The following is a 25,159-nucleotide window of genomic DNA, read 5'->3' as shown; positions in this document are numbered from 1 at the left end:
CAGTCAATGGCTGAGAACAAGCCCAGCCAACGTGTAAGTTACGAACGGTTAATCATCCCCACTGCTTTGAATACTGAAGTTAAATTTCGTCAGTTTGTTTGGTGTGATTCGTTGTACTTTCGGGTTTTCACTGATCACTTTCATACCCGTTGGTAGCGAGTCTGTGTCGACTTTGACCAAGAACTGCTTCCCTTTCTTATTCAACACCCACTGATCTGGAACATGGTATCGACCATATTGGTCGGTCTCGATAATGATGCCTTCGACGGTAAGCAGTCGAACACCCGGAATACCGTCTTCATAAAGCCCTTTGTTCTCAACGACGATCTCCCAAAGGTACTCATCCCCGTCGCGATAAAGGTTTCTCTCTACATCGATGTTCTCTGCCGACAGGCCTTTTTGCTTATCACCTTTATGCTTGGTAATCGCATTGCCTTGTTGGTCGAACTCGATGTGCGTGCCGTTATCGGTGGTCACCTTGAATGAGAAGCCTTGGCGAGTGCGTGTTTTGAATTGGAACGCCACTTGGTTGATCTGCTTAAGCGTTCGGTTACGAGACAAGCCATATAGCTCATCCACTTCGTAGCCTTTATCCATTCTCGACATCACTACAGGTTGACCTTGCTGTTTACCCGTCACATCTTTGAGCTGAGTTTCTACGCCATCTTGGATAATGAAGGTCGAGTTCGGAACGTAATCACCTAGCGCAAGGTCAATGTCGATGAGAACATCGTCCGCGGTTGCATCTGCTTGGAAACCATCACCATTGTGGTCTTCGAACACCTTACCGATGATAGAAGCGGTATCGAATACTTTGTCTGGCATCACTTCGACGGTTGCGCTCGCTAGGTTCGATTTCACCACGTAGTTAGTGCTGGTGTTCTGTGCCGAGAAGCTTTCAGCTGGTGGCGCTTCTGCCCATGCAGTGTTGGTGTAGACACCAAAGGTAGCACCGACACTGACGCGCATTAGGTAACGAATGCGCACAGCATCCGCAGTTTGAGAATCGCCTTTACCATAGATATTCATGTCACCAACATCGAAGAACAGCTGGTTTGTCTTGGTCGGCTCGACCGTGATTTGAATATCGTCTGAGGTATCAAATACGCCATCAGGGCCGCTATTTACCATCTCGGTAGAATCAGGAATGTAAGCAAAGCCACCAGGATAACGGTCGACCAGACGCACACCTGAGAATGGGTTGTCGTTTTCGTTGGTGATCACCACTTCGTATTCAACGACTTCACCGACACTGGCTTCCGATTTGCTTGCCACTTTAGTGACTTTCAGCATGCCTTCGTTGTAAGCCTGCTTTTTCACTTTGATCGTGACATTCGCAGATGCCGTTTCGCCTGTTGATGCTGCTGCCTTGAAGACGTTGGTAAAGTTGTCATCAATGCCTTGATTGATCTCACCTATCACAACGATTTCAAACTCGTTGCCTTGGTACGCTTTCAAGGTATGGTTGGAATTGACGTTGTTATCTGAATCCACAGAAACCACAACACCAGATTTCAGCTCTGTGATGGTCGCTTTCCATGTCGTGAACAACGCATTACCGTTGCTACCAATCAATTTGTCGATTTCGTCCAACAAGTTCACGCTCTCTGCATCACCAGAGCCACGGTTAACCGCCGTCATCGTGAACGTGATTTCATCGTCATCATTGGTGTATTCGGCTTTATCGGCTACTTTGGTCACCGATAAGATGATCGGTTGCGGTTTGATAATGGCGACATCTTCTGCCAAAACATCGCTTTCCGATTTGTCGTATGCGTAAGCGTGGTTGGTGATTTCGCCCATCGCGTCTGCATTGACCACTCCGGTAATCTCAATATCTAACGTGTCGTTTGGCGCAAGAATCACGCGACTATTTACATCCAGGTTGTCGCCCTGAATTTGCGGCAGAACGATGGTTCGTTCATCGTTGTATGAACTGGTCATACGCCAACTGGTAAATGCTTCAGCTTGAGTGTCGTTGATGGTGTTGACCTTGAGTTCTGAGATCAGATCTTTCAGTACCATCTCTTCAGTAAATGAACCCGATTCATTCGTTAACACCACGTGGTAAGTAACACTCTCTCCCGGACGGTAGAACTCATCGTCAACGGTTTTTTCAAGTTTGACCGACTCCGGCATCGCCAGCAGTGTCGCTGTTGAATCTTGCGTTTCACCACGGAATGTGGCGCTGGCGGTATTCTCAATTTCGCCAGTAGCGTATTGGTTCACAAGGCCTGTAATCACAAACTCCACTTCATCATTCGCAGCAATCGTTAGCGTTGAATCGATGTCGGAATTCACGCCCGGCATGTTGGTGATCTCGGTTTCCGCATTCGCTTTATTCACCTCAATGCGCCAAGAGTCGAACGCTTTTACCGACGTACCATCAAGACGCACGACTTCAAGATTACTAATGGCGTCTTTTACAGCCACATCTGTCGCTGGGACTGTGCCTTCATTCTTCACTTTGACGCGGAACGTCGCTTCTGCACCCGGAACGTAATATTGGGTGTCTGCGGTTTTCTCAATCGAGATCCCCTGAGATTGAGGCTGAACAGTGGCACTTGAATGCTGCTGCGTACCGTTGAGATCCGCCGTTGCCGTGTTGGTGATATCACTCGCGGCTAACGGGTTAGTCTTCGCGGTGATCGTGAACTCCACAATGTCATGCGGTGCTATATCGATCATCGAACGGATATCCTGATTATCGACAGGCATCGGGGTAATAGTGGTGCGGCTGTCGCTGTTCGTCGTTTCAATCGTCCAACTCTCGAAAGCACGATCACTCACGCCATAGATGTTGGTGACTTTAATGCCCGACAAAATATCTTCTAACGCGATGTCGTTATCGAAACCATCAGTGCCGTTGTAAACGCGAACGTGGAATACCGCATCTTCTCCCGGAATATACATTGGAGATTCGGCTGTTTTCTCAATCCACACTTCTTCAGGCAGCGTTTCTAAGATTGCGGTTGCTTCTGTCGTTGCACCTGCAAACTCAGCCGTTGCTGTGTTAATAATGTTGGCAACCGCTCGGCTGTTCACTGTGCCTGTAATAGCAAATTCAACCGTATCTCCTGGAGCAATATCGAGATTGGTCGCGATGTCCGAATTTGGTCCCGGTAAGGTCTCGATATTGGTGCGAAGGTCACCTTTGCTGGTCACGATAGTCCAATCGTTGAATGCCGCTTCCATTGCGCCACCAGACGTTTCAACCTCTAATGAAGAAATCAAATCCTCCACTTTGACATCCGCAGCAAAACCAGAACCATTGTTCGTGACCTTGACTCGGAATGTCGAGAACTCTCCCGGCTGGTAATATCGTTCGTCAGCGGACTTTTCGATAACGACATCGCCCGGATAAGGTTTTAGCGTTGCAGTTGCGAGAATATCTTTGCCGTTGTAGTTGAGTGTGGCTTGGTTAACGATGTCACCAGTTGCTTGTGCATTCACTAAACCAATCACGTACAACGTAATGCTGTCATTTGGTGCTAGGTCGATGTTGTAGTCAATATCTTTATCCACCACCAGAGAGTTCGCATCGACCGTAGTTAATGCACTGCCCGCTACATATTGAACGGCCCATTGCAAAAATGCTTGGTTGGTTGAACCATCAATCGTATCGACAGTTAACGCGCCAATGGCATCTTTCAAATTGATATCGTTCGCGTAGTTGTTGCCTTCATTGACAATTTTAAGAATGTAACCCGACGCTTTGTTTGGGCTGTAATGCTCCACCATCGGCGTTTTCGTAAACGTTAGATCGGGGATCTTGGCCGTGCTGGTCGCTTCTGCCGTTTTTGTGGTGCCGTTGTAGGTAACATCAACGGTATTGGTCACCTCGCCAACGACTTGCGAGTTAAGCTCACCTTCTACGGTGATGGTCACCACATCATTAGGCGCAATATCAATACTGCCATCAATGAACTCGTCATTGGCTGCGGGGAACTTAGTGGCTCCGTTCAAAGACTCGGCATTCATGTAAATAGTCCCAGACTCAAACGCAATCACGTCCGCACCAGTCACGCTGGCCGCCGTAATTTTGTTTACGAAGTCTTTAACTTGGACATCATTCGCCCAGTTTGCTGTGGTGTTTTCAATTTGAATCGTATACGTCAGCGTATCGCCAGACTCATACTGAGTTTTATCGACGATTTTTGTCACATTCAAATCTGCGGCAGCTGCAACATACGTCGCTTGCGCGGCTTGTTTACTCGTCGCGTCACTGACTTCGACCACGTTTGTGATATCACCAACCAGATCGGCTTTGACCACGCCTTCTACATGCAGCTTGACGCTATGAGCAGGGTGAATGTTGTAACGAACTTGATAACCGTTATCGCCCGTTACTTCTGAGCCCGACACAGCTTGAGTTAAGCTCGGATCCGTTCCATCTACGCTAACGCTGACATCCGACCACCCCTCAAAGGCACGAACAGGCAAGGCAGAACCTGCTTTTTCAGTACGAATGGTTTTCCACAAATCCGCAATCAATACGTCAGTTGCATAGCCGCTGCCAGTGTTTTTCACCTCGATGTCGTAACCAATAATGTCGCCCGGATGGTAGATAGCCGCTGGATCGGTAGTGATTTTCGTGACGGCCAAATTGCCCGGTTCAGGAACGATCACTTTTTCGCGTAAGTTATACGTCACATAGCGCGAGCCACTGCTTAACTTCCCTTGCAACTGGTTGGTAAACTCGCCAACCGCGTCGTCACGCACGTGCCCTACCACCTCAATGAGAACCTCGGTATAGGTGTCATCTGGCGCTTTGCCACCCATCTGAATGGTGGTGTCGATGTCGGTATTATCCGCAATGAGATTTAAGTTGTTGATGTCGGTGTACGCCGGGTTACCGTCAGAGATAACGCTCGCGCTTACACTCCAATCTTTCAGTGCGACTTTTTCAGTGCCGTCTGCGGTCTCCACCAAATAGCTACTAATGGTATCGCGCACATCCACCAGCTCATTATTGGTGGTTACGTTGCGAATTCGCATCTGATAGCGCACTTCCGAGCCCGGCGTGTACGTCGGAGTGTCCGTTGACTTTTGCGCCAGCAGATTCGAAGTTCCCGGATCAAGCACGACAGCATTACTGTCCACGCCTGCAACTTTAGCGACGTTAGTTATTGCGCCTGTTGCATCCGCCGCAACCGTGCCATCAATTTCAAAGACAACGGTATCGCCTGGCATCAGATCGAATGCTGCGTTTAAGGGTACATTGCCTTGATATTGACCATTGATGGAGAAGCGGTCTGACGTTGGTGCACTAACAATCGCCACGCTGTAATCCGTAAAAGCTGGTTTGCCATCAGACGTGTTAATCTTGTCCAGTTCATCCACAATGGTGGCACCATTAGTGGTACTTTCACCTACGTTGGTGACTGAGACTTGATACTGGATCTGGCCATTCGGATTGTAGTGACAATCAGTGCCCGTCGAAGATGGGAACGTACACGTACTGCTGTCGGCGGTCGTGTTCAGCACCAGTTTTTGGAAATCTAAAACAGGTGCGACAGGAGGAATGGTTTCCGTTGTGTCACTCTGGTTTCCGGCTTTTGCGGTGTTTCCATCGATATCACCGACAGCATCAGCGCGAACTTTCCCCTTTACGGTAAATTCGATCACTTCTTCAGGCGCAATATCGACCACCAAATCCAGATCATCGGTGGCATCGTATGGTTCGATGTAGGTGTCTTGCGTGCCACTGGTACCAACAGAGGTAAAAACGTGGCTGATTTCAGATTCTGAAAATGCCGATTTCGTTGTGTCACCAATAACTTCAACACGAACATTAGAGATGATGTCTTGAATCGCGGCCTCATCACGCCATACAGGTTCGGTGTTGGTCACCGTAAACTTATACACCACCTCATCTTCTGGTTTATAAGTATCTCCCGCAGCGTAAGGTTTACCAGCAATCGAAACGATCTCTTTGTTAACGGCTAGATTGCTGCCTTCCGGTGTCACGCGAGCTGTCGCAAAGTTCGTGCCGTCGTATTTCGGCGTCGAAGCAATTTGATCCAAAGCGTCTGGGCGAATACGTGACTTCATCACAAACTCAATCCAACCGCCCGGCGCAATGGATAGAACTGGAATATCGATATCCGCATTTGCACCACCAACAAAACCGCCGATATCCGTCGTTGCTTCACCAGAAGTTTTCACGCTCACATCCCATCCGTGCGCAGCAAACGCAGGTAAACTCTGCGCGTCTGATTCTCCAGGCGCATTTTGTGCCACTCGGACTTTGATGCTAGAGAATAACTCTTGCAGTGATTTGTTGTACTCCAGTCCTTTACCATTGTTTTGGAGGCGCAGACGGTACACGATATTTTCACCACTAGACGTGTGATTGTACGTCAGCTTTTCGCTCGATAAAGACGAATCCGTGTACGCTTTATGGGATTTGCTTACCTCAGAAGGCAGCATGTTGGCTGGCTCAGCGACTAGGTTATGACTGTTATCAATAACCGCCACGTTTAAGATTTGGCCAACCGCTTTCTCGCTGATCTTTGCTTTCACCGTATATTTGATGAAAGTGCCGCCAACAGCGAAACTATTTGCTGCAAGGTTAAACTGGGTGTCAATATCGCGGTTATCCGTGACCGACCCCGGCTCACTGATATCACTGGTATCGGTTTGAGTCGTGATGGTCCAAGAGTCAAACGCTGCACCCATCGATCCATCTAAGTATTGGGTTTTGATTGCGCTAAGTTCATCCTTAATCGGCATGTTTTGCATGTGCACGTTGTTAAGGTTAACGAGCGATATTTCATACTCAATGTAGCCGCCCGGCGTGTAACCGCCGCTCAATGAAGTAACACCGTCTTGATCTAAGAAGCGGGTAATGTGTTTTTCGAAGTCGTATTTCTCTGCCGATGCTTTCGTCTTCGCACTGACGGTATCGCCGTCAACGGTCAACAAGTTGAGGATTTCACCGACTGCATTGTTGTTTACCGTCGCCGTCACTTTGTACTCAATTGTAGTGCCCGCGGGGATGGAGGCATGCGTGTCGATATCTCGATTATTTTCCACTGAACCATCAAGATCGAGAATGGCTTTATCGCTACCACTGACGATGTTCTGCTCGATCGTCCAGCCCGAATCAAACGCCTTTTCACTTGTTCCATCAACAAGTTCCACAGTGATGTTGGATAAGCGATCCACCACAGGAATATTGTACGCGTTTCCCTTACCATCGTTTTCAATCGTTAGGCGATAGACCAATGGCTGACCCGGCTCATAGCTTGCTTCATCCACGGTTTTGCTGAATGAAAGATGGTAGCTGTTTGGAATAACGGTGATACCGCCGATGGTAATGTTACCTACCGACTCTTCACGAACGATGCCTTCGACTTGGTATGTGACTGAGTTCCCACCCGCCACATCAATAACGGTTGAGATGTTTTGATTGTTTGCTACCGTGCCATCGAGCGTACCATCGGTTGTGCCATCACCGCCGTGGGCATCGCTTTTCGATACATCAACGGAAAAACCAGACGCGAAGGGCGTTGCAGTTGACCCATCGAGCAATTGTGTCGTCACGTCAGTGATGTTTTCTCTCACAGTATGGTCGTTCACGTAACCTGTTTGAGACGATACCGTCACTAAATAGGTCAACGTATCACCTGGTGAGTAAAAACGAGATTCGACTCCATTCACCAATAGCTTGCGCGTGACATTCCCACCGTTGTATGCCTTTTTCATTTCATGGTGTGAAATGTGAGAAGTTTCCGTTACTTCACCAAGATCGCGATAGATGTATGCATCATTTGCAATTTTATCGTTGAGATTCCCCCCTTCATCTAGCGAACCAACGACGTTATCTTTTACACGCGCTTTAATTTTAAACGTACGCACTTCGTCCGGTTCCAAACTCATTGTTTTGGAAGCGTCCCCTTCGGGATACACAAAGTTCTCCGTCGTTACAGAATGAAAACCGGCACCGTCGTCATAGTCAAATTGCCAATATTCGAACGGGCTTTGGTCCGGATAATCTTGATACTGATTGTCTTTGTCGTTCGCTAATACAGACAAAATATCTTGCAACTTATCAACGACTTTTAACCCAGTTTCAGTGTGCGAGCCATTGTTGAGAACACGGATTTCGTAGGTCACATCTTCGCCCGGAACAAAGCGGACTTTATCGGCAGTTTTTAAGATCGATACATTAAGCTTGTCGCTCGAACCATCACCAATTTGTGCAGAAGACGACTGGTTCAAATTAGTCAAAGGGTCATAAGCTTGCGCCGTATTGGAGATCTCTTGCTTGGCATAATCATTCTTCACTCGACCATGAATAACGTAAACCACCGAGCCTTTCTCCCCCCCCACTTTAGGGTCGATATCAATACGCGAGTCAATATTTCCATTGTTTGGGTAACCCGATTTAGGCCCAGCGTAACTGCCTGTTTTGTATGGCGAGTTGTTTGAATCAATCGTCGCGTCTATCGTCCATTCAGAAAACGCATCCAGACCCACAATATCGTCCGTTACATGAACTTCGTTCGCATAACCTTCACCAAAGTTGAAAATGGAGACCGTAAATGTGACCCAATCACCGGGGATAAACTCGTCATCCGGTGTGGTTTTAGTCACGATGATCTTAGGTTCTTTTGGATACACCGTAACGCTGTCTGATGCTGATGACTGGACAGTAGAATCTGGCGTTTTAACCGTCGCGGTATTACTGAATTGAGAGTACAGAATTTGATCCGGATTTGAACGGTCAATCTGAGCGACAATTGTGTACACCACCTCAACATTCGGTGGAATTTGAGCGTTAGTATCTAAATCAAGGTTGTCTGAGAAGCTGCCGACATCGGTGTAAGCAGGATTGCCGTTCAACAAAGGATCGTCAGACTTGATTTCAGCACGAATAGTCCAAGCATTGAAAACTGGCTTAGTGACGCCATCTGGCTCCAAAATTTCAGCCGTGATGGTTGATATCGCATCTTTGACTTGCACATTGGTTGCATAGCCGTTCTCTTTCGCATTTTTCACACTGATTTCAAACGTCACTTCGTTGTCCAGCTTGGAATACGAGGTTTGCTTGGTATCAAAACTGGTATCGGTGTTCGTTTTAACACGCTTGTTAACCTCGATAGCGAAATCACGCGGATCAGAACCTCGGTCGGCGTACACAGTACCGTCGACCGTCACTTGGTTTTGAATATGCCCATTCGCTAGAGGATGAGTGTCTGCCACGATGGTGTATTCAATGTAGGAATGTGGCTCAAGCGTCGCAATCACATTCAGGTTGTCAGGATACTTTACTGCCCCAACAATACCTGTGTTGGAAGCCGTCGCGGCTGTACCGTCTGCTTTATATGCGTTTGCAGTAATGGTCCAATCCGAATAGGCGTTGATCGTATTGCCATTAATGTCTTGAGTAGTGATCGCCGAGAGTTCATCCAAAACCTGAACTTGGTTTGCAAAGCCATCACCATCGTTAGTCACTACGATGGTGTAAGTGAGTGTTTGACCCGATGAATAGTAACGACTGTCGACATCTTTACTCACACGCAAGTTGTCGTCAGGAGTTTGAACCCCTGAACCACTTTCGGTCACGTTGTCGTTGGCGCAGCTCGTCGAGTCATCCAAAATAACGCCCATGCTAGCGTCATTGGTTTTTGCGGTAAGTTTGTATTTAACGGTTTTTCCTGGAGCAAGATCGGGCGTCAAAGCAATTGGATTTGAGCTCCATGCTCCATAGCTATACGAACCCGGATCCGAGCCAAGCGCGTCCTCACCCGAAATGACTTCAACTTTCCATTCTTTAAACGCTTGTGCATCGCCTGCATCGCCTGCTTGCTCCGTCATGACACAAGTTAAGTTATCTTGAATCAATAAGTTATTGGCAAAGTACTTAGACGAACCGTTGGTTACCGTAATTTCATATTCGATGTTTCCACCGGGCACATATTCTGATGCGGTGGTTGTTTTAGCAATGGCAATATCGGAATCAGAAACGTTCAGCACTTTTTCTGCATTGACTGTATCTGCGACGTTTGCGCTCTGAATTAATGAACCTGATTCATCTTTGACGGCAGCAGAAAAGCCTTGAAGCGTACCAATGGTGATTGGCGTCAGTGTAGCTTCAACTAGGTAAGTGATTGACTCACCGGGGTAGATCGACACCGTATCGTCAAAATCGACATCAGTTTGAACTCCACTTGCTTGATAGACAGATAAGGAGTTAGAGCCAATGTTGTTGACCGTTACAGTCCACGTTGAGAATGGATTTCCGGTCACATCGGTGTTGTTAAAAGCAGACGAGAGATCGTTCGCCAAGCCATTGTTGGTAAGTAACGTGTTGATGTTCTGCGTAACGTGGTAACCATGTGCAATCGCACCACCGTTGTTACTGACTTTGATTTCGAAATTGAGCTTACCGTTGATTAAATAAGGTGTCGAAGACAAAAGTGTATGGGTAAGCGTAACGTTCGGCGTTGCCGGAGGCGTGACAAGAACATTGCTTTCTACAGGGCCATCGCGCGTTAACGCCGACGCCTTAGTTGTAATGTCAGAAACCAGATCATTCGCAACGGTCGCTTTGATGGTGTAAGTGATGTAACCACCCACGGATAGCTCCGCATTCTCTACCGACAAATCATCTGCTTTCGAAAATGTTCCCGTATTACTCCCAGAAGAAGCGACAGCACTGATCTCGACATGACTAAAAACTGGAGCGTTGGCACCGCTTAGAACCTCACCAGTAAGAGACAGAAAAGGTTGGGTTATGTCTAAGCCTTTTACTGCAAACAGGCCAGTATTTTTTGCGGTGAGCGTGTACGTCAAAACGTTTGCGACTTGATATTCAGCTGGCGTTACCGCTGCATCTAGCGTGTATTTGTATTCGGCAGGTTCAAACGTGACGCTGGTTGTATCAACGAATGTATTCTCTGCCCCAGCAATCATCGCTTTTACTTGTGCTCCACCTAATACGATGTTTTCAGCACACTCATGAGACACTGTCGCGCTAACATGATAAGTAACTCGACCAAATGGCAGCAATGTCGCGCCAGTCACTTCTAAGTTCGCATTGCTAGATGCGTAACTACCAGCGATTGAACCTAGACTGTGAGTGTCTGATATCGATACGCTCTGAAAGGCTTTTTGGTCGCCCGACATGACATCCCAAACCGCGTTTATCACTGAGACATCTGCAATTGTGTCCGCCGTTGTATTTTTTACCTCAATCGAATACGAAATTTCTTCACCATTTTCATAATGACTCCCAGAAGCAGGACTAAATGAAATTTCCACCTCTCCTGCTGCTAGAGCGTTTGCAGAGGTAAATAAGGCAACTAAGAGTAAGGTAAAACAACGCTGAACCATCGACACAGTACTTTCCAATTTATATAAAATTCTTATGAATTACCGAGAGTAAAATGAACACAAAATCGTCAAAATTTTGAGTCGACGAATTTTTGACGACAATTAATCAATAAATGTCACGATATGGTCAATTTTTTATTTAATAACCATAAATAGGTAGATATATAATCTTATGATTGCACATCCAATAATTTATAACGTTCGAAAACCATAGGATCTGGCTATATCGTTAGATTTAAAACATGAATTAGTAGATAGGTGAAAGGTAACTGATTATGATATTTAAATTTATATGAAACGACGGTTATCAGAATTATCTGACAACAACTTCAAACTAGTAACACAGCGTTGTAGATGAAAACAATGATGACTACTAGATAAGCCATCATTTTATCAAACCAAGCCAAAATAGAAATTATCTATTAAAAATCAAGAAGAAAATCGTAATCCACACCATTTAATAGACATTATTTTCAAAAAACATTAGGAATGATTCGACGCATTATGATTTATAGCGAAACTTAACCATTCTCGATCGCAAAAATTGATATATAGGAAAGAAAATTACCGATCTTAAGTAATACAAAACCTACAAAGCAGGATAATTCCTACAAATAACCAAGAAAATATCATTCGTTTTCGATTTGGATTATTAAGCCCCTCAAAAATACCGATAAAAACAAACTGACAAATCAAAACATCAGAGTATTGATAATTAAAACTGTCACTCGAAAACCATCGGTAGATTGGTTCAATCTTAGCAACATATATCCGATTCAAATACGCCATTTGAAAAAGAAAAATGCCCCGCTAGATCTATATCCAGCGAGGCATGTAATTGGCGAGAATACGCTTCTTCGAAGACAGAATACCTATTCTTCTCGAAATGCTCGGTTCATGCTTTCTGTCAGTGGCTTAATCAAATAACTCAGCGGTGTTCGAGGCTCAGACAAAATGAGGACTTCGGCGTTCATTCCGGATGTCAAACGGTACTTGGCAACATCATCTTGAGAAATTGAGATTCGCGCTAGGTAATAGTCATCTTGGTTTTCTTGTGACAATTTATCCGCAGAAACAGTCAGCACCGTGCCATCGAGAGGAGCCAATGTTCGTGCATTCAGAGCGGTTAATCGCACATGCGCTTGTTGTCCAGGATTGATCAAGTCAATGTCTTGCGGATTGACTCTTGCTTCAACAAGCAACTTATCATCTTGAGGCACTAACTCTAACAACGTTTGTCCTGAACCAATAACCCCCTTTTCAGTGAACACTTGCATGTTCACTACGCGGCCTGAGATTGGCGCATTGATTGAAGTTCTAGCCACCACATCTTGAGCAGATCGATACTCTTCACGAATAGCAACGACTTCTTTTTTGGTATTCCGCAACTCTTCGACGATTTCATTCAATCTTTCGAGCTTTAACTCTTCTATCTTGGCTTGGTTCTCGTCTAACCTTTTCCCAACGGTTAAAGATTGCCGATCAAGCTGACTTAGAGTACTGCGAACCTCTGCGGCAAGCCGTTTGAGTTGCAACAAAGTGGATTTGCCAGAAAACCCCTTCTGGACCAAAGCTTGGTTACTTGCAATTTCTTCTTCAATAAAGTTGAGGCGCTCTCTTTCGATGACTTTGGTTTGCTTAAGATTTTCGAGCTCTAAGCTCGCACCAGAAATACTTTGTTCAATAATACTAAGCTTGCTCTCAAAAAAACGCTTTCTGGCAGTAAAGATTTTGTTTTGCACTAACTGTGCTTCTTTAACGATGTTTACTCGAGGAATCGCTTCTAGATCACCAGACCAGGAGATATCCGCTAATTCATCCAATTCGGCACTCAGCCGGTTTTCCTTCGCCAGCGTGTGAATGTACTGACCACTAACTGCATCTAACTTGGCCATTGGCTGACGTTGCGATAATTGAACAAGCGGCTGGCCTTTCTTTACCAAATCGCCCTCTTGAACATATAGTTTTTCAATGATACCGCCTTCTAAATGCTGTATCTCTTGCCGCTTGGTTAGAACAGACAAATCTCCATAAGCGATAGCAGCACTCTCTAACTTTGCGGTAGCCGCCCAATATCCTAAACCGCCTAGGAAAAAGCTTAACGTTGCAACTCCGAGCAAAATTGGCTTTTTGAAACTCAAGTTAGCATCTGAACTGAAACGGTACACTTTCTCCGCAGGAAGTTCGTTAACGACTGGCTGCTGATTGCTCATTTTTCACCCTTGGAATATCCGTTCTGTCCTCACCCATTAAACGCTTCAACACTTCATCTCGAGCACCATAAAGTTTGGCGCGGCCATCAGCTAAATACAGCAATCGATCCATTTGCCTCAATGTGCTTGGATTATGGGCGATGACCACAATGGTCGAGCCCTGAGATTTTAGATAAGCGATAAGACGCTGATACGCAGCCTCTCCTTCTCCGTCTAGATTGGCGTTTGCTTCATCAAAGACGACGATAGAAGGATCACCATAAACAGCTCGTGCTAGCGCAATCCTTTGTCGTTCACCACCCGACAGTCCACGACCATTTTCGCCAATAACGAAGTCGTAACCTTTGTTCTTTTTGAGGATTAATTCGTGACAACCCGCTAATTGTGCAGCTTTGATCACCTTCGCTGGATCTTCTTGTTTAAAACGCGCGATGTTCTCACGAATGGTTCCTGGAAATAGCTCCACCTCTTGGGCCAAATAGCCAACGTGAACACCTCGATCTTCAGATGCCCAAATCGACACTTCCATGCCATCTAAAGTCACCTTTCCAGCTAAAGGCCGAATGTTACCAAGCAATAAGCGAGCAAATGTCGATTTGCCAGTGCCAGAAGGGCCAATTACTCCGACGGATACACCCGGCGGGATTGATAATGTGATAGAAGACAGCACTGGCTCAGTCGCACCCGGATGACGATAAGTGAGCCCAGTTAACTCATAATGGCCTTTCGGTTTAGGTAACGGCATGTCAGATTCGTCTTGACGAACAATCGCATCAATCTCCTTTAACCGTTTATAAGCCGTTCGCGCAGACATCGCGCTGCGCCATGTTCCTATCGCTTGCTCCATCGGCGATAATGCCCTGCTCATCAGAATAGAGCTCGCGATCATCGCACCCGCCGTGATTTCATGCTGAATAACCAACCATGCACCACCGCCGAGTAAAAATATTTGCAAAGAGCCACGAACAAATTTAGAAAAGTTAGCCATATAAATCGATTTTCCGGCAACTCTCTCTTCAAGCACACTGACACTCTGTACTCGCGATTGCCACTGCTCTAAAAATGCGTTCATCATCCCCATGGCTAAAATAGAGTTAGCGTTTTGTGTCGCTAACTCTGCACTACTAATATGAGAAATGGCCCTAACTTCACTTTCTTGCATCGTCTTTCTCGTCATCAACTCGTTGATCAAACCTAAGCTAAACAGAACGACAGAACCAAATAACGCAATATGCCCAAGCAAAGGATGGAGTAGATAGACGAACAAAATAAACAGCGGTGTCCAGGGAGCGTCTAACAAGGGATAAGGGGCTTGGCTGCTCAAAAAGCTTTTTATGGTTTGAATATCTCTAAGAACCTGAGAGGTGTAACTCTTTCCAGTATGCGATTGATACTGAATGCTTCGTTTAAGCATGAACAGTGAAAGTTTCGCGTCCATCCAAAATCCGAACGATTTACTCATTTGTGCGCGAGCAATATCGATAATGGACATAGTAAACAAAGCCGCCAACACGATGATGGTAAGAAGCAACAAGGTGTCAGTCGAATAAGATGAGATGACTCGGTTGTACACTTGCAACATATAAAGTGGGATAGCAAGTACGAGTAAATTAATGAAGAGACTAAAACCGATCAGCAAACCTGCAAGCGTGCATAGTTTTTGTCTGACTTCTTTGAAAACTGTTTTCTGCACGATTACTTCCACTTTAATCGAATGATGTAGGCGCTAAATGACTAGCGCCTTAAACTAGATTTTAAATAACAAATAAATCGGCACCGTAGGTATTAATATCTGTTTCAGTAACACCAATCAGCTTAACGGTTAAATCTGCGCCGTCAGTAAATACTGCATTGCCAGCCGCATCATAGCTGAAAGTTAAATCGCCGAACTCTGTCACAGTGTCACTAATGATGTGAAGCGAGTCTTCACCGATAGTGAAATCCACTACCTTCGCTTCACCATGACCACCAAACTTGTCAGTGAACACAAATTTGTCGCTGTCACTGCCACCAACTAAAACGTTATCACCTGAACCTGCGACAAGGATATCTTCCCCGACACCGCCGTTCAGTTTATTGTCGCCGAGAAGACCTAGTAGCAAATCATTTCCCGTACCTCCGCCAAGATAATCATTTCCCGTACCAGCTCTAAGGACGTCGTCACCAGCACCACCCGTTAGACGATCATTGCCCGCGCCGCCAATGATGTAGTCATCACCGCCGCCACCAACAAATGAATCGTTACCGCCATAACCGATAAACAGATCATCACCGCCATCGAAATCAGCGATATCGTTGTTTGCGCCTGCATCGCCTAAATACGTGTCATTGTCACTTGTGCTCATTTTTATTCCCTCTTGGCTTATTTATTGAATAGACCTTTTATTCCACGTCTGATGAGATTCGTTCCAGACATGAGAAGTCTAATAGCCAATCCGATAGGAATAAGTTTGAATATGGGATGATATTTTTGACTGACCTTATTATTATAAAAATAAAACTTAGTACTTTATCTATTATTTTCTTTTTATTACATGTAGTTATTCCTAGTACTAGAGGTTTCTTTTCGCCCAACTTGTGGCCTGAGTTCTGTTTTTTACTTCTAACTTTCTAAAAATATTGTATAGATGTGATTTAATCGTATGTTCGCTGATAAATAGTGAATCAGCTATTTCCATATTTGAACCGCCTTCTTTCAACATTTTCAGAACTTGTATTTCACGCCGTGTCAGTTCTACTTCAATCGCAGGCTCTACAACGTTATTCGATTCTTTTCCTTTGTAATAATTTACCAATTGATCCAGCAATTTTCTTGATAGCCAATTATCTCCTTTAATAATGGCCCCTAATCCTTGGCACACTTTCTCCATTGAATCCCCTGGGCCAAATATACCTTTTACATGAGGCCAAGACGCTAGTTCTTCAGTATCTAAGTCGTAACCCAGATTAAGCATGATTGTACCTAGCACTTTGCGGCTATCCTTCAAGTAAACTAAAGTGTCAGAAGGCGTATCAACTGAGAAATCAACCAATAAAAAATAACGTTCAGGGATGAGTTCATGGTAGCTAGGGTTTTTAGCATCGATGATCGTTATCTTTGTTCCTGTATTTCTAGAAAGCATTTCCTTAAAGTTTTCACTCTGTAAACTTTGTTGAGTGAGCATTAGGATTTCAGGCTTTTCCGTGTACTGTTCCATAATGTTTCTCATACTTTCATTAACTTAACATTATTAAATTCGTAGTTAATCGTGAGCACTCAAGTTCATATCTAAGTGCTAGACAACAGAGTAAAGTTATTTGCTACTTTTTTGAATTATTAATTTATTAAAAATAGAAACAAAAAAAGTGTTTCTCATAAAAGAAACACTTTTAACATGATCTATTTTTGACTAAATATGAGTATGCACTAAATTAGTCAGACATCGACTTTTATAAAATCAAACAACTACTATAGATTGTTCTGATATATTTTCTTTCGCCCAAATCAGCGCTTGCACTCTGTTTTTTACATCAATCTTTTTAAAAATATTGTGAAGATGCGTTTTAACCGTATTTTCGCTTACAAATAACTGCTCAGCTATTTGTTGATTCGAGGCCCCCATAGATAAAAACATAATGATCTGTTGTTCCCGCTTGGTCAATATTGCCGGAACGTTTTTATTAATTGGCCTGCTATGACGACGCAGGTGAGTAATGTACTGTTGTGCGAATTTACGACTGAACCACATATCGCCTTGGAGCACCTTGTCAATGCCCGTTTGTAAGGTTTGTATATCGTCTGAGGTATAGAAAATGCCGGCAAGTGAACGCCAGACAAAGAGCTCATCCGTTGAGATAGATTTGTCACAGTTGATGAGGATTTCAAGCGTTCCAGTTAAATTGGGGGTTTTAAATTCCATATAACGAGCAAACACTTCATCTGTGATAACGCTGTAATCTAGGACAATCGCTGATATAGGTCGATTTCTAACAAATGGGCTAGCAAGATTTTCGGGAGTGATCAGTAGAACGTTAATACCGAGCTTCGTTTCCAAAACATCCTTTAAGAGAGATGACTGTAGACTGCCCTCCGTAATTAAGATGACATTCCTTGTAGTTTGATGCTCCATCCTGCTCGCATTCCTTTAGTAGTTTAGATTGAAATATGCAATAGAGTAGATAGAGCGGGAGCATTGTCAAGTATGAAAATCCCTAGTACTAATTAGTAAACTATTGAAGTGTCAATAATTTTTAAGTAACAACATGATGTAGGGAGAAATGGTAGAGAAAAGCTATCCGATTAGAAAATGATGAGTAGAAGTCGTGCTTGTGACTTAGTAAATTGAAGGAATGATGAATTTCACGAATGAAAAAAGGGAGTAAGCACTCCCTTTTTATTAATGAACCGGAACAGAATTTTTCTGATTAAACTTGCCGAAGTATTGCTCCAAAATTTCTGGCGTTAACTTGCCTTCTGCTTCTAGCTTTTTAAGCTCAGCCGCAATGGCTTTTTGCTCTTCTAGCGAAGGTAGCTTTACTTCTGGCTCCTCTGCAGCTTCTTGAGAAATCTGCGCTAGTTCTTTTTCGAAGTCGTTCATAGTACTTACCTAAATATAGTCATTAAACTGTTCAACTTCGTCTATTCTATCCAACTCTAGAGTTTGAAGCTACCAACCATCTTATCTAGGCGAGATGAAAGCTCTTGAAGATCGCGGCTTGCGCCAGCCAACTCTTCCGCCGTTGCAGTTGTCATCTCGTTGATCGCGTTGATTTCTTCAATATTCTGATTGATCGTATGAACCACGGTAGATTGCTCTTCCGTTGCCGTCGCAACTTGCGTGTTTCGATCGGAGATATCCGTAATGCGTTCAGAGATATTCACCAGCACTTCTACTGCTTCATCCGTCGAAGCCACACCCTCAAATGTAACCGCTTTGCCAGCTTCCATCGCGCTTACTGCGTCCTGAGCATCACTTTGAAGCTGGTTGATCATACGTTGAATCTCTTCCGTTGAATCGGCAGTGCGCGACGCTAGGTTACGAACTTCATCTGCAACTACCGCAAAGCCTCGACCTTGCTCACCTGCGCGTGCCGCTTCAATCGCTGCGTTCAGTGCCAACAAGTTTGTTTGCTCAGAGATATCGCGGATTACACCAAGGATAGAGCCGATATCTTTCGTTGTAGAAGCAAGCTGTGTCACAACGATGTTTGTCGTTTCCACATCGTCAGCAAGACGGCTAATCACTTCTTTCGCTTTCATCACAACTTCACGACCCGTCTGAGTATTATCAGACGCTTGGTTTGCAGTATCGGCTGCCGTCGCTGCGTTAGACGCAATTTCACTGATCGTCGCACCCATTTGGTTGATCGCTGCAACTACTTGAATCGTCTGGTCACGTTGCTCTTGGCTATTGTCGTACGTTGACGTTGCTTTGCTCGACACGCTGTCTGCCGCTTGACTCAGTGCACCGCTCGTCAAAGATACCTCTTTCATGGTTGCGTGGATTTTCTCAATAAATCCGTTGAAACCTTTAGAAAGTTGCGCGATTTCATCATTGCCACGAATTTCAATACGCTGTGATAAATCACCTTCGCCTTGACCAAGATCGGTAAAGCGATCTGCAATCAAACGAATTGGCTTAGTGATACTGTTTGCGAGCAATACGCCCATCAAAATGAACACCAACGCCACTACAATGGTTGTGATCATCATTTTTTGGCCAGTGGCATTGAGATCAGCAAACACTTCATCAACAGGCACGACGCCAATAACAAACCAGTTCATTGACGGCACATACAAACTCGCGACAAAATTGTCCTTACCTTCAAACTCGACATTAATTAGGTTGAAGCTATTTTTGTTCAGCAGTTGATTCGCGTTGCTACCAAAAAGCTGCGCAATCGACGTTTTGTTTTTGCCTTGTTGACGATGAATTTGAATGTCACCTTTTTCATTCGTTAAGAACACGTAACCTGTGTCCTCAATTTGGAAGCTGTTTAGAAGTGACACCATGTCATCCATCGACTTAGATAGACCTGACATCGAGATACCGTTTAAGTCTTGGTAGTTAGTGAACATTTTCACTTCACCATTAACTTCTTGGAAAACACTCACTGATGTTTCGCGACCCGAAGAGGTGAAACCAAAGAACCACGCGTCTTGCGAATGGTTTAGCTGACGCAAGAAACCATTTTGGTTCCAGTAGTACGCCGTTTTACGGTTTGCGACCGATGCGTCATTCAATCCATACTGAGATTTGATGTTGTTTAGCTGCTGAACAAGCTGCGTTTCAGAAAACTGTGAGTGATCAGTATTTTTTAGCGCTTCGACAACAAATTCATTTGTTGCTAGTTGCTTCGCCGCTTGCTGCATTTGCACAACTTCGCGGTCAATTTCAGTATTAATTTGTTGCAGCATGGCTGGCAACTCAATATCAATCAGGCGGTGACTTAACACGTCTCTCGCATGGCGTTGAGCCATCACACCAACGATAATGGTTGATGCAAGAACAGCAAAAGTAATACCAAGTACAACCTTTTGTTTGATACTCAGAGAATGAAGTTTCAACATATTCGGACCTTTTAAAAGAATCACTTGTTATTGGCATCCTAGATAGTGGCTATCAGGTGCATATCTCTGTGACATACACAGCATGGAACCTATATCGACCTGAGCGAACAAAACTAGAGTTATTTCTCACTATCTTATGCAAAATAAATGTAACACCCTGTCATTCAAGCACTTTCAGCGTTTTTCTTCGCTTGCAATCCCTTTCTTTGCCCCAATATTGAAAAGATAAATTTCGAGAGCGAACAGGAACTTTTTCCTGATTGGCAATGACCAATACTCAAAACGAAAATCAAATGGATATCGAGAGTCCAAAGCATGCATAAATCAAACTTCGAAACTCTTCAGCACTATTTAGAGTCTCAGATCATTGGCCAGCATGATCTGGTTAAACAACTGTTGATCGCCCTTCTTGCTGACGGGCATATTTTGGTTGAGGGTCCTCCGGGACTTGCTAAAACTCGCGCCGTAAAATCACTGTCTGATTGCGTAGAAGGCGACTTCCATCGCATTCAGTTCACCCCAGATTTGCTGCCTGCCGATTTAACCGGTACGGATATTTTCCGCCCAGAAACGGGCGAGTTCACATTCCAATCTGGGCCGATTTTCAATTCACTCATTCTTGCGGATGAAATCAACCGTGCGCCAGCCAAAGTACAAGCCGCAATGCTTGAAGCGATGGCAGAAAAGCAAGTCACCGCAGGTCGCCACACCTACGCACTGCCTGAGCTATTCTTGGTCATGGCGACGCAAAACCCGATAGAACAAGAAGGTACTTACCCTCTTCCAGAAGCTCAGCTCGATCGCTTTTTGCTTCACTTAGAAGTGGATTACCCAGATGCAGAACATGAATTAGCGATTTTGCGGATCAATCGTGGTGAAGCAAAAGGTGAATGCTCTATTGAGCGCCCAAGCTTGAGTCAGCAAGACATCTTCACCGCGCGCCAAGAAGTGCTCGACATCCACATGGCAGAAGCCATTGAGCAATACATTGTGCGTTTGGTGATGGCAACACGCCGAGCAAGCGAATACGACAGTGAGTTGGATAAATGGCTAGCAATGGGTGTCAGTCCGCGTGCAACCATCGCCCTTGACCGATGCGCTCGTGCTCATGCTTGGTTAGCAGGTCGTGATTTTGTCTCTCCTGAAGATGTCCAAGCAATGGCGTACCCAGTGTTACGTCACCGATTATTGCTCAGCTACCACGCTCAAGCAGAAGGCGTAACGGCAAATCAAGTCATCGATAAGTTGCTAAGCTTGGTTGGCAGCGCATAAAGCGGGTGAGTGACATGTCTGCAAACCATCCATTACCGCCTCATTCGAATGGGGTGACATTAACACTGGAAGAACTGCTTCAATATCGCACGCAGTCGGTACGTTGGTTGCCACCGGCACAAAGCATTTGGTCGCAGATGAGCGGCAACCATACGAGCCGACAAAAAGGTCGTGGTATGGACTTTATGGAAGTGCGCCAGTATCAAGCCGGAGATGACATTCGCAGCATCGACTGGCGAGTCACAGCGCGCACCGGAAAAGCACACACTAAATTGTTTGCGGAAGACAAAGAACAAGCGGTGATTTTGTATCTCGACCTCAGCTCAAGCCTTCACTTTGGCTCAAAGTACGTATTGAAGTCAGTACAACTCGCTCATTTCGCCAGTGTTCTTATTTGGCTCACATTAGCCAAAAAAGATCGTATTGGCGCAGTGATTGATGATGGACACCAATGCTTAGAATTTCGCCCTTCCTCTTTGCAAAAACAGGGGCTACGGATTCTCAATGCTATCGTTGATACCCATAACGCGCAGTTGACTCAAGATCCAAATCATGAGACTCGCACAATGCCATATTCGCAAGTGTTAGAAACACTCCACACACTCACGCCAAAAGGCAGTGAACTGATTCTACTCAGTGACTTTGCACATGTAGAAGAAAGAGAGCTAACGCAACTGCGTCGCCTTAAACAACACAACAGCGTGAGAGCCATTCAGTTTTACGACCCATTGGAAAGAGGAGAAACCGACTTTCGTGGCCAAGCAAAAGCCTCTGATGGCCGTCGTAGCCAATGGTTCAACTTCGGCTCAACAGGACAAAGAAAAGCGCTCGAAACACGCTTTACTCAACACCAAGAATCCATCAAACAACAGTGTCATTCGATGGCTATTCCATTTAACACGCTATCAAGTGGTTGGCCTTTGATTCAGCAATTAAGCTAACAGGCCTTACAAAGCAGTTTTCAATAAAGCAGTAATAATAATGACAACAAACAACCAAAGCCTAAACCTTGAACCTTTGATTTTGCCGAACGCTCCGGACTGGTTCCCACTTGCGTGGGGATGGTGGGCAATGCTTGCGGCGATCGTTCTTTTTGTTTTAGGTGTATATTTGTATGCAAAATGGCGAAAAAAGCGCTTACTTGCCAAAAAAACGGCATTAAAGCTTTTGACTCAATCCGTCACACCTCATACGCCTTCCTCTGCTCTGGAAATTCTGCGTCAAGCAGCATTGAGTTACTTCCCACGTGAAGACATCGCCCCGTTAACTGGAATGGCATGGTATGAATTTCTCGACAGTCGTACCAAAGAGACTCGATTCGTAGACAAACAACAACAGTGGCAAGCCGCGTTATATCAAAAGTCGCCTCAAGAGCAACATCAAGATTTGATCGATGATTGTGCCTTTTGGATAACTCACGCTTTGCCACCGAAGAAAAAGGCAAACACCCGTGACTGAGCAAACACTCATGACAGACCTTTCCCAATGGTTAAACATTGAATTTGTCTGGTGGTGGGCACTTTTTTTGTTGCCCTTACCTCTGCTGATTTACAAGCTTCTTCCTGAAGAAACTCGACAAGCAGAAATCAAACTGGCGTATTTGCCAGAAAGCAAAAACAGCCATAAACCTAAACAATGGCTACAAAAATCGTTAGCTGTAGGCGTTTGGACATTATTGGTTGTCGCTTGTGCGAGACCAGTTTGGTTTGGCGAACCTGTCGAGTTTCAACCTAAGTACCGAGACTTAATGCTGGTGGTTGACCTTTCAGGCTCCATGCAAAAAGAGGACATGAACTTAGATGGCGAGTACATCGACCGACTCTCTGCCGTGAAAAAAGTCCTATCAGATTTTGTCGCGAAGCGAAAGGGTGATCGGCTTGGAGTAGTTCTATTTGGTGACCACGCGTACTTACAAACGCCACTGACGGCTGACCGACAAACCGTTATCCAACAAATCAAGCAAACCGTAATTGGCCTAGTTGGTCAACGAACCGCAATTGGCGATGGTATCGGCTTAGGAACAAAAACCTTTGTCGATAGCGATGCGCCCCAGCGCGTGATGATTTTGCTCAGTGACGGCAGTAACACCGCAGGTGTGTTAGATCCAATCGAAGCGGCTGAGATTGCGAAGAAATACAATGCCACTATTTATACCGTCGGCGTAGGTGCTGGCGAAATGATGGTGAAAGACTTTTTTATGACTCGTAAGGTCGACACCGCAGCCGACCTTGATGAACAAACGCTCACGAAGATTGCAGAAATGACTGGCGGGCAGTACTTCCGTGCGCGAGATGCCGAACAACTTGAAAAGATCTACGACACAATCAACAAACTGGAACCTGTATCAAGCGATACCCAAACTTGGCGGCCTCAGTCCGAATGGTTCCCATACCCACTGAGTGCAGCTTTAGTACTTTCTATGTTGTTGTTCCTGCTAAGGAGAAAACATGGCTGAGTTTACTTTCCTTAACCCATATTGGTTACTGGGACTGATAGCAATCCCCTTCGTACTCCTGATTAATCAAAAATTTAGAGCGAAAAAATCCGCGCTGATTGCCCCGCACCTCGCCAAAATGCTTGAGCAGACCACCCAGTCCAAACCCTATTTTACGATTTGGGGCTTGGCTTGGGCGATTGCCTGCGTAGCGCTCGCTGGGCCGAGCTGGCAATCAAATACACGTCCAAGCTTCGAGCTAAGCCAAAATCGCATGCTAGTGCTAGATATGTCTCGCTCGATGTACGCCAGCGACATCAAACCCAATCGCCTTACTCAAACACGTTACAAAGCGTTGGATTTGTTGCCGAAGTGGAAAGAGGGGGCGACTGGATTGATCGCTTATGCAGGCGATGCCTACAGCTTGAGTCCGCTAACGACGGATGCTAGTACACTAGCAGGTATCATCGAGAACTTGTCGCCAGAGCTGATGCCATTCCAAGGCTCGAACCTCCCTGCTGCGATCGAATTGGCGTTAAGCCAATTTTCACAAGCCGGTGCAAACCAAGGAGACATTGTGGTTCTTGCCGATGATCTTGATGATTCAGAATTGGCACGCTCTCTGAATTTAGTTAAAGGTAAAAACATACGAGTCTCGGTTCTTGCAATCGGCACGGCAAACGGCGCACCGATTGCCCTACCCGACGGCTCGCTTCTTAAGACCACGCAAGGCTCGACCGTTGTTGCCAAAACACACCTGAAAAACCTACAAACGCTAGCCAACAAGACGGGCGGTATGTTTGTTCCTATTCAGCACAACAACCGAGACGTGGATAGCATCGCAGCGTACACGAATAATACTGGGAACAACTTGGCAGCAAAACAGAATCAAGAGGTCAAAACCGATTCTCGTTTGAATGGTGGATTTTGGCTATTGCCTCTACTGCTACTGCCTACCGTTTTCCTGTTCCGCCGTGGTGTAATTTGGGTATTTATCGCTGCGCTGCTTCCAATAACTTGGACACCAGACGCACAAGCCAACCCATTCTTAAATGCCGATCAGAAAGCGGCTAATCTCTATAAACAGGGAGAATATGAACAAGCCAAAAACCTGTTCACTGACCCAAGTTGGCAAGGCGCGGCAAGTTACCAAACTGGCGATTACGAAGCGGCCATTAAAGCGTTTTCAAATGACCAATCACAAACCGGCCGCTATAACCTAGCGAACTCGCTAGCGCAAAATGGTCAGTTAGAAGACGCTGCTGAGCAATACAAAAAGCTACTTAAAGAAAATCCTGATTTTGAAGCAGCGAAGAAAAACCTGTCGGTTGTGGAGGAGAAACTGAA

Annotated in this window: 13 protein-coding genes; 5 read left to right on the top strand and 8 right to left on the bottom strand. The window is 45.2% G+C overall.

Annotated features, from left to right (window positions below; genetic code table 11):
* Window positions 1–48: 48 nt before the first annotated feature.
* The 8 genes from ACF8EG_RS21845 to ACF8EG_RS21810 form a co-directional block, all read right to left on the bottom strand.
* Entirely contained in the window at window positions 49–11,343 is an 11,295-nt protein-coding gene (locus ACF8EG_RS21845) for a DUF11 domain-containing protein (RefSeq protein WP_175423242.1), read from the bottom strand.
* An 872-nt stretch (window positions 11,344–12,215) separates the two neighbouring features.
* The gene (locus ACF8EG_RS21840; RefSeq protein WP_005462986.1) at window positions 12,216–13,556 is read right to left on the bottom strand and encodes an HlyD family type I secretion periplasmic adaptor subunit; all 1,341 of its coding nucleotides are present in this window, start codon (window positions 13,554–13,556) and stop codon (window positions 12,216–12,218) included.
* Entirely contained in the window at window positions 13,531–15,249 is a 1,719-nt protein-coding gene (locus ACF8EG_RS21835; protein ID WP_031817038.1) for a type I secretion system permease/ATPase, read from the bottom strand. The genes ACF8EG_RS21840 and ACF8EG_RS21835 overlap by 26 nt, the downstream gene beginning before the upstream one ends.
* A 61-nt stretch (window positions 15,250–15,310) precedes the next feature.
* On the bottom strand, window positions 15,311–15,901 hold the full coding sequence (locus ACF8EG_RS21830) for a calcium-binding protein (protein WP_021450607.1): 591 nt from the start codon (window positions 15,899–15,901) through the stop codon (window positions 15,311–15,313).
* A 207-nt stretch (window positions 15,902–16,108) separates the two neighbouring features.
* Entirely contained in the window at window positions 16,109–16,765 is a 657-nt protein-coding gene (gene cpsQ, locus ACF8EG_RS21825; RefSeq protein ID WP_045607879.1) for a cyclic-di-GMP-binding transcriptional regulator CpsQ, read from the bottom strand.
* A 228-nt stretch (window positions 16,766–16,993) separates the two neighbouring features.
* Window positions 16,994–17,665 (bottom strand): LuxR C-terminal-related transcriptional regulator, encoded by a 672-nt coding sequence (locus ACF8EG_RS21820; RefSeq protein ID WP_045545887.1) that lies wholly within the window; start codon window positions 17,663–17,665, stop codon window positions 16,994–16,996.
* A 267-nt stretch (window positions 17,666–17,932) separates the two neighbouring features.
* Entirely contained in the window at window positions 17,933–18,133 is a 201-nt protein-coding gene (locus tag ACF8EG_RS21815; RefSeq protein WP_005462979.1) for a chromosome segregation ATPase, read from the bottom strand.
* Between the two features lie 56 nt (window positions 18,134–18,189).
* Window positions 18,190–20,106 (bottom strand): methyl-accepting chemotaxis protein, encoded by a 1,917-nt coding sequence (locus ACF8EG_RS21810; RefSeq protein WP_069488116.1) that lies wholly within the window; start codon window positions 20,104–20,106, stop codon window positions 18,190–18,192.
* Window positions 20,107–20,421: 315 nt separating this feature from the next.
* Between ACF8EG_RS21810 and ACF8EG_RS21805 the strand changes: the two genes are divergently transcribed.
* From ACF8EG_RS21805 to ACF8EG_RS21785, 5 genes are all read left to right on the top strand, one after another.
* Window positions 20,422–21,378, top strand: a complete 957-nt coding sequence (locus ACF8EG_RS21805; protein WP_005499739.1) for a MoxR family ATPase — start codon at window positions 20,422–20,424, stop codon at window positions 21,376–21,378.
* A gap of 14 nt (window positions 21,379–21,392) precedes the next feature.
* Window positions 21,393–22,319 carry a DUF58 domain-containing protein gene (locus tag ACF8EG_RS21800; RefSeq protein ID WP_029850479.1) on the top strand — a complete coding sequence of 309 codons (927 nt, stop codon included), beginning with the start codon at window positions 21,393–21,395 and terminating at the stop codon, window positions 22,317–22,319.
* A gap of 40 nt (window positions 22,320–22,359) precedes the next feature.
* Window positions 22,360–22,836, top strand: coding sequence for a DUF4381 domain-containing protein (locus ACF8EG_RS21795; RefSeq protein ID WP_069505717.1), 477 nt, complete (start codon window positions 22,360–22,362; stop codon window positions 22,834–22,836).
* The gene (locus tag ACF8EG_RS21790) at window positions 22,829–23,833 is read left to right on the top strand and encodes a VWA domain-containing protein (RefSeq protein WP_025443001.1); all 1,005 of its coding nucleotides are present in this window, start codon (window positions 22,829–22,831) and stop codon (window positions 23,831–23,833) included. The genes ACF8EG_RS21795 and ACF8EG_RS21790 overlap by 8 nt, the downstream gene beginning before the upstream one ends.
* Window positions 23,826–25,159 (top strand): VWA domain-containing protein (locus ACF8EG_RS21785; protein WP_392412065.1); only part of this gene is annotated, 1,334 nt, incomplete at its 3' end. The genes ACF8EG_RS21790 and ACF8EG_RS21785, both read left to right, overlap by 8 nt.

The organism is Vibrio sp. YQ_11 (assembly GCF_043103065.1).
Classification (GTDB): Bacteria; Pseudomonadota; Gammaproteobacteria; order Enterobacterales; family Vibrionaceae; genus Vibrio; species Vibrio parahaemolyticus.
The sequence above is the reverse complement of the archived record's forward strand: the minus strand, read 5'-3'. Positions and strand labels throughout refer to the sequence as shown.

What these genes read in the sequence shown, in the direction of transcription:
- ACF8EG_RS21815 (WP_005462979.1), bottom strand. Translation starts at nt 18,133, where the DNA reads ATGAACGACTTCGAAAAAGAACTAGCGCAGATTTCTCAAGAAGCTGCA.
- cpsQ (WP_045607879.1), bottom strand. Translation starts at nt 16,765, where the DNA reads ATGAGAAACATTATGGAACAGTACACGGAAAAGCCTGAAATCCTAATG.
- ACF8EG_RS21830 (WP_021450607.1), bottom strand. Translation starts at nt 15,901, where the DNA reads ATGAGCACAAGTGACAATGACACGTATTTAGGCGATGCAGGCGCAAAC.
- ACF8EG_RS21810 (WP_069488116.1), bottom strand. Translation starts at nt 20,106, where the DNA reads ATGTTGAAACTTCATTCTCTGAGTATCAAACAAAAGGTTGTACTTGGT.
- ACF8EG_RS21805 (WP_005499739.1), top strand. Translation starts at nt 20,422, where the DNA reads ATGCATAAATCAAACTTCGAAACTCTTCAGCACTATTTAGAGTCTCAG.
- ACF8EG_RS21845 (WP_175423242.1), bottom strand. Translation starts at nt 11,343, where the DNA reads ATGGTTCAGCGTTGTTTTACCTTACTCTTAGTTGCCTTATTTACCTCT.
- ACF8EG_RS21820 (WP_045545887.1), bottom strand. Translation starts at nt 17,665, where the DNA reads ATGGAGCATCAAACTACAAGGAATGTCATCTTAATTACGGAGGGCAGT.
- ACF8EG_RS21840 (WP_005462986.1), bottom strand. Translation starts at nt 13,556, where the DNA reads ATGAGCAATCAGCAGCCAGTCGTTAACGAACTTCCTGCGGAGAAAGTG.
- ACF8EG_RS21800 (WP_029850479.1), top strand. Translation starts at nt 21,393, where the DNA reads ATGTCTGCAAACCATCCATTACCGCCTCATTCGAATGGGGTGACATTA.
- ACF8EG_RS21795 (WP_069505717.1), top strand. Translation starts at nt 22,360, where the DNA reads ATGACAACAAACAACCAAAGCCTAAACCTTGAACCTTTGATTTTGCCG.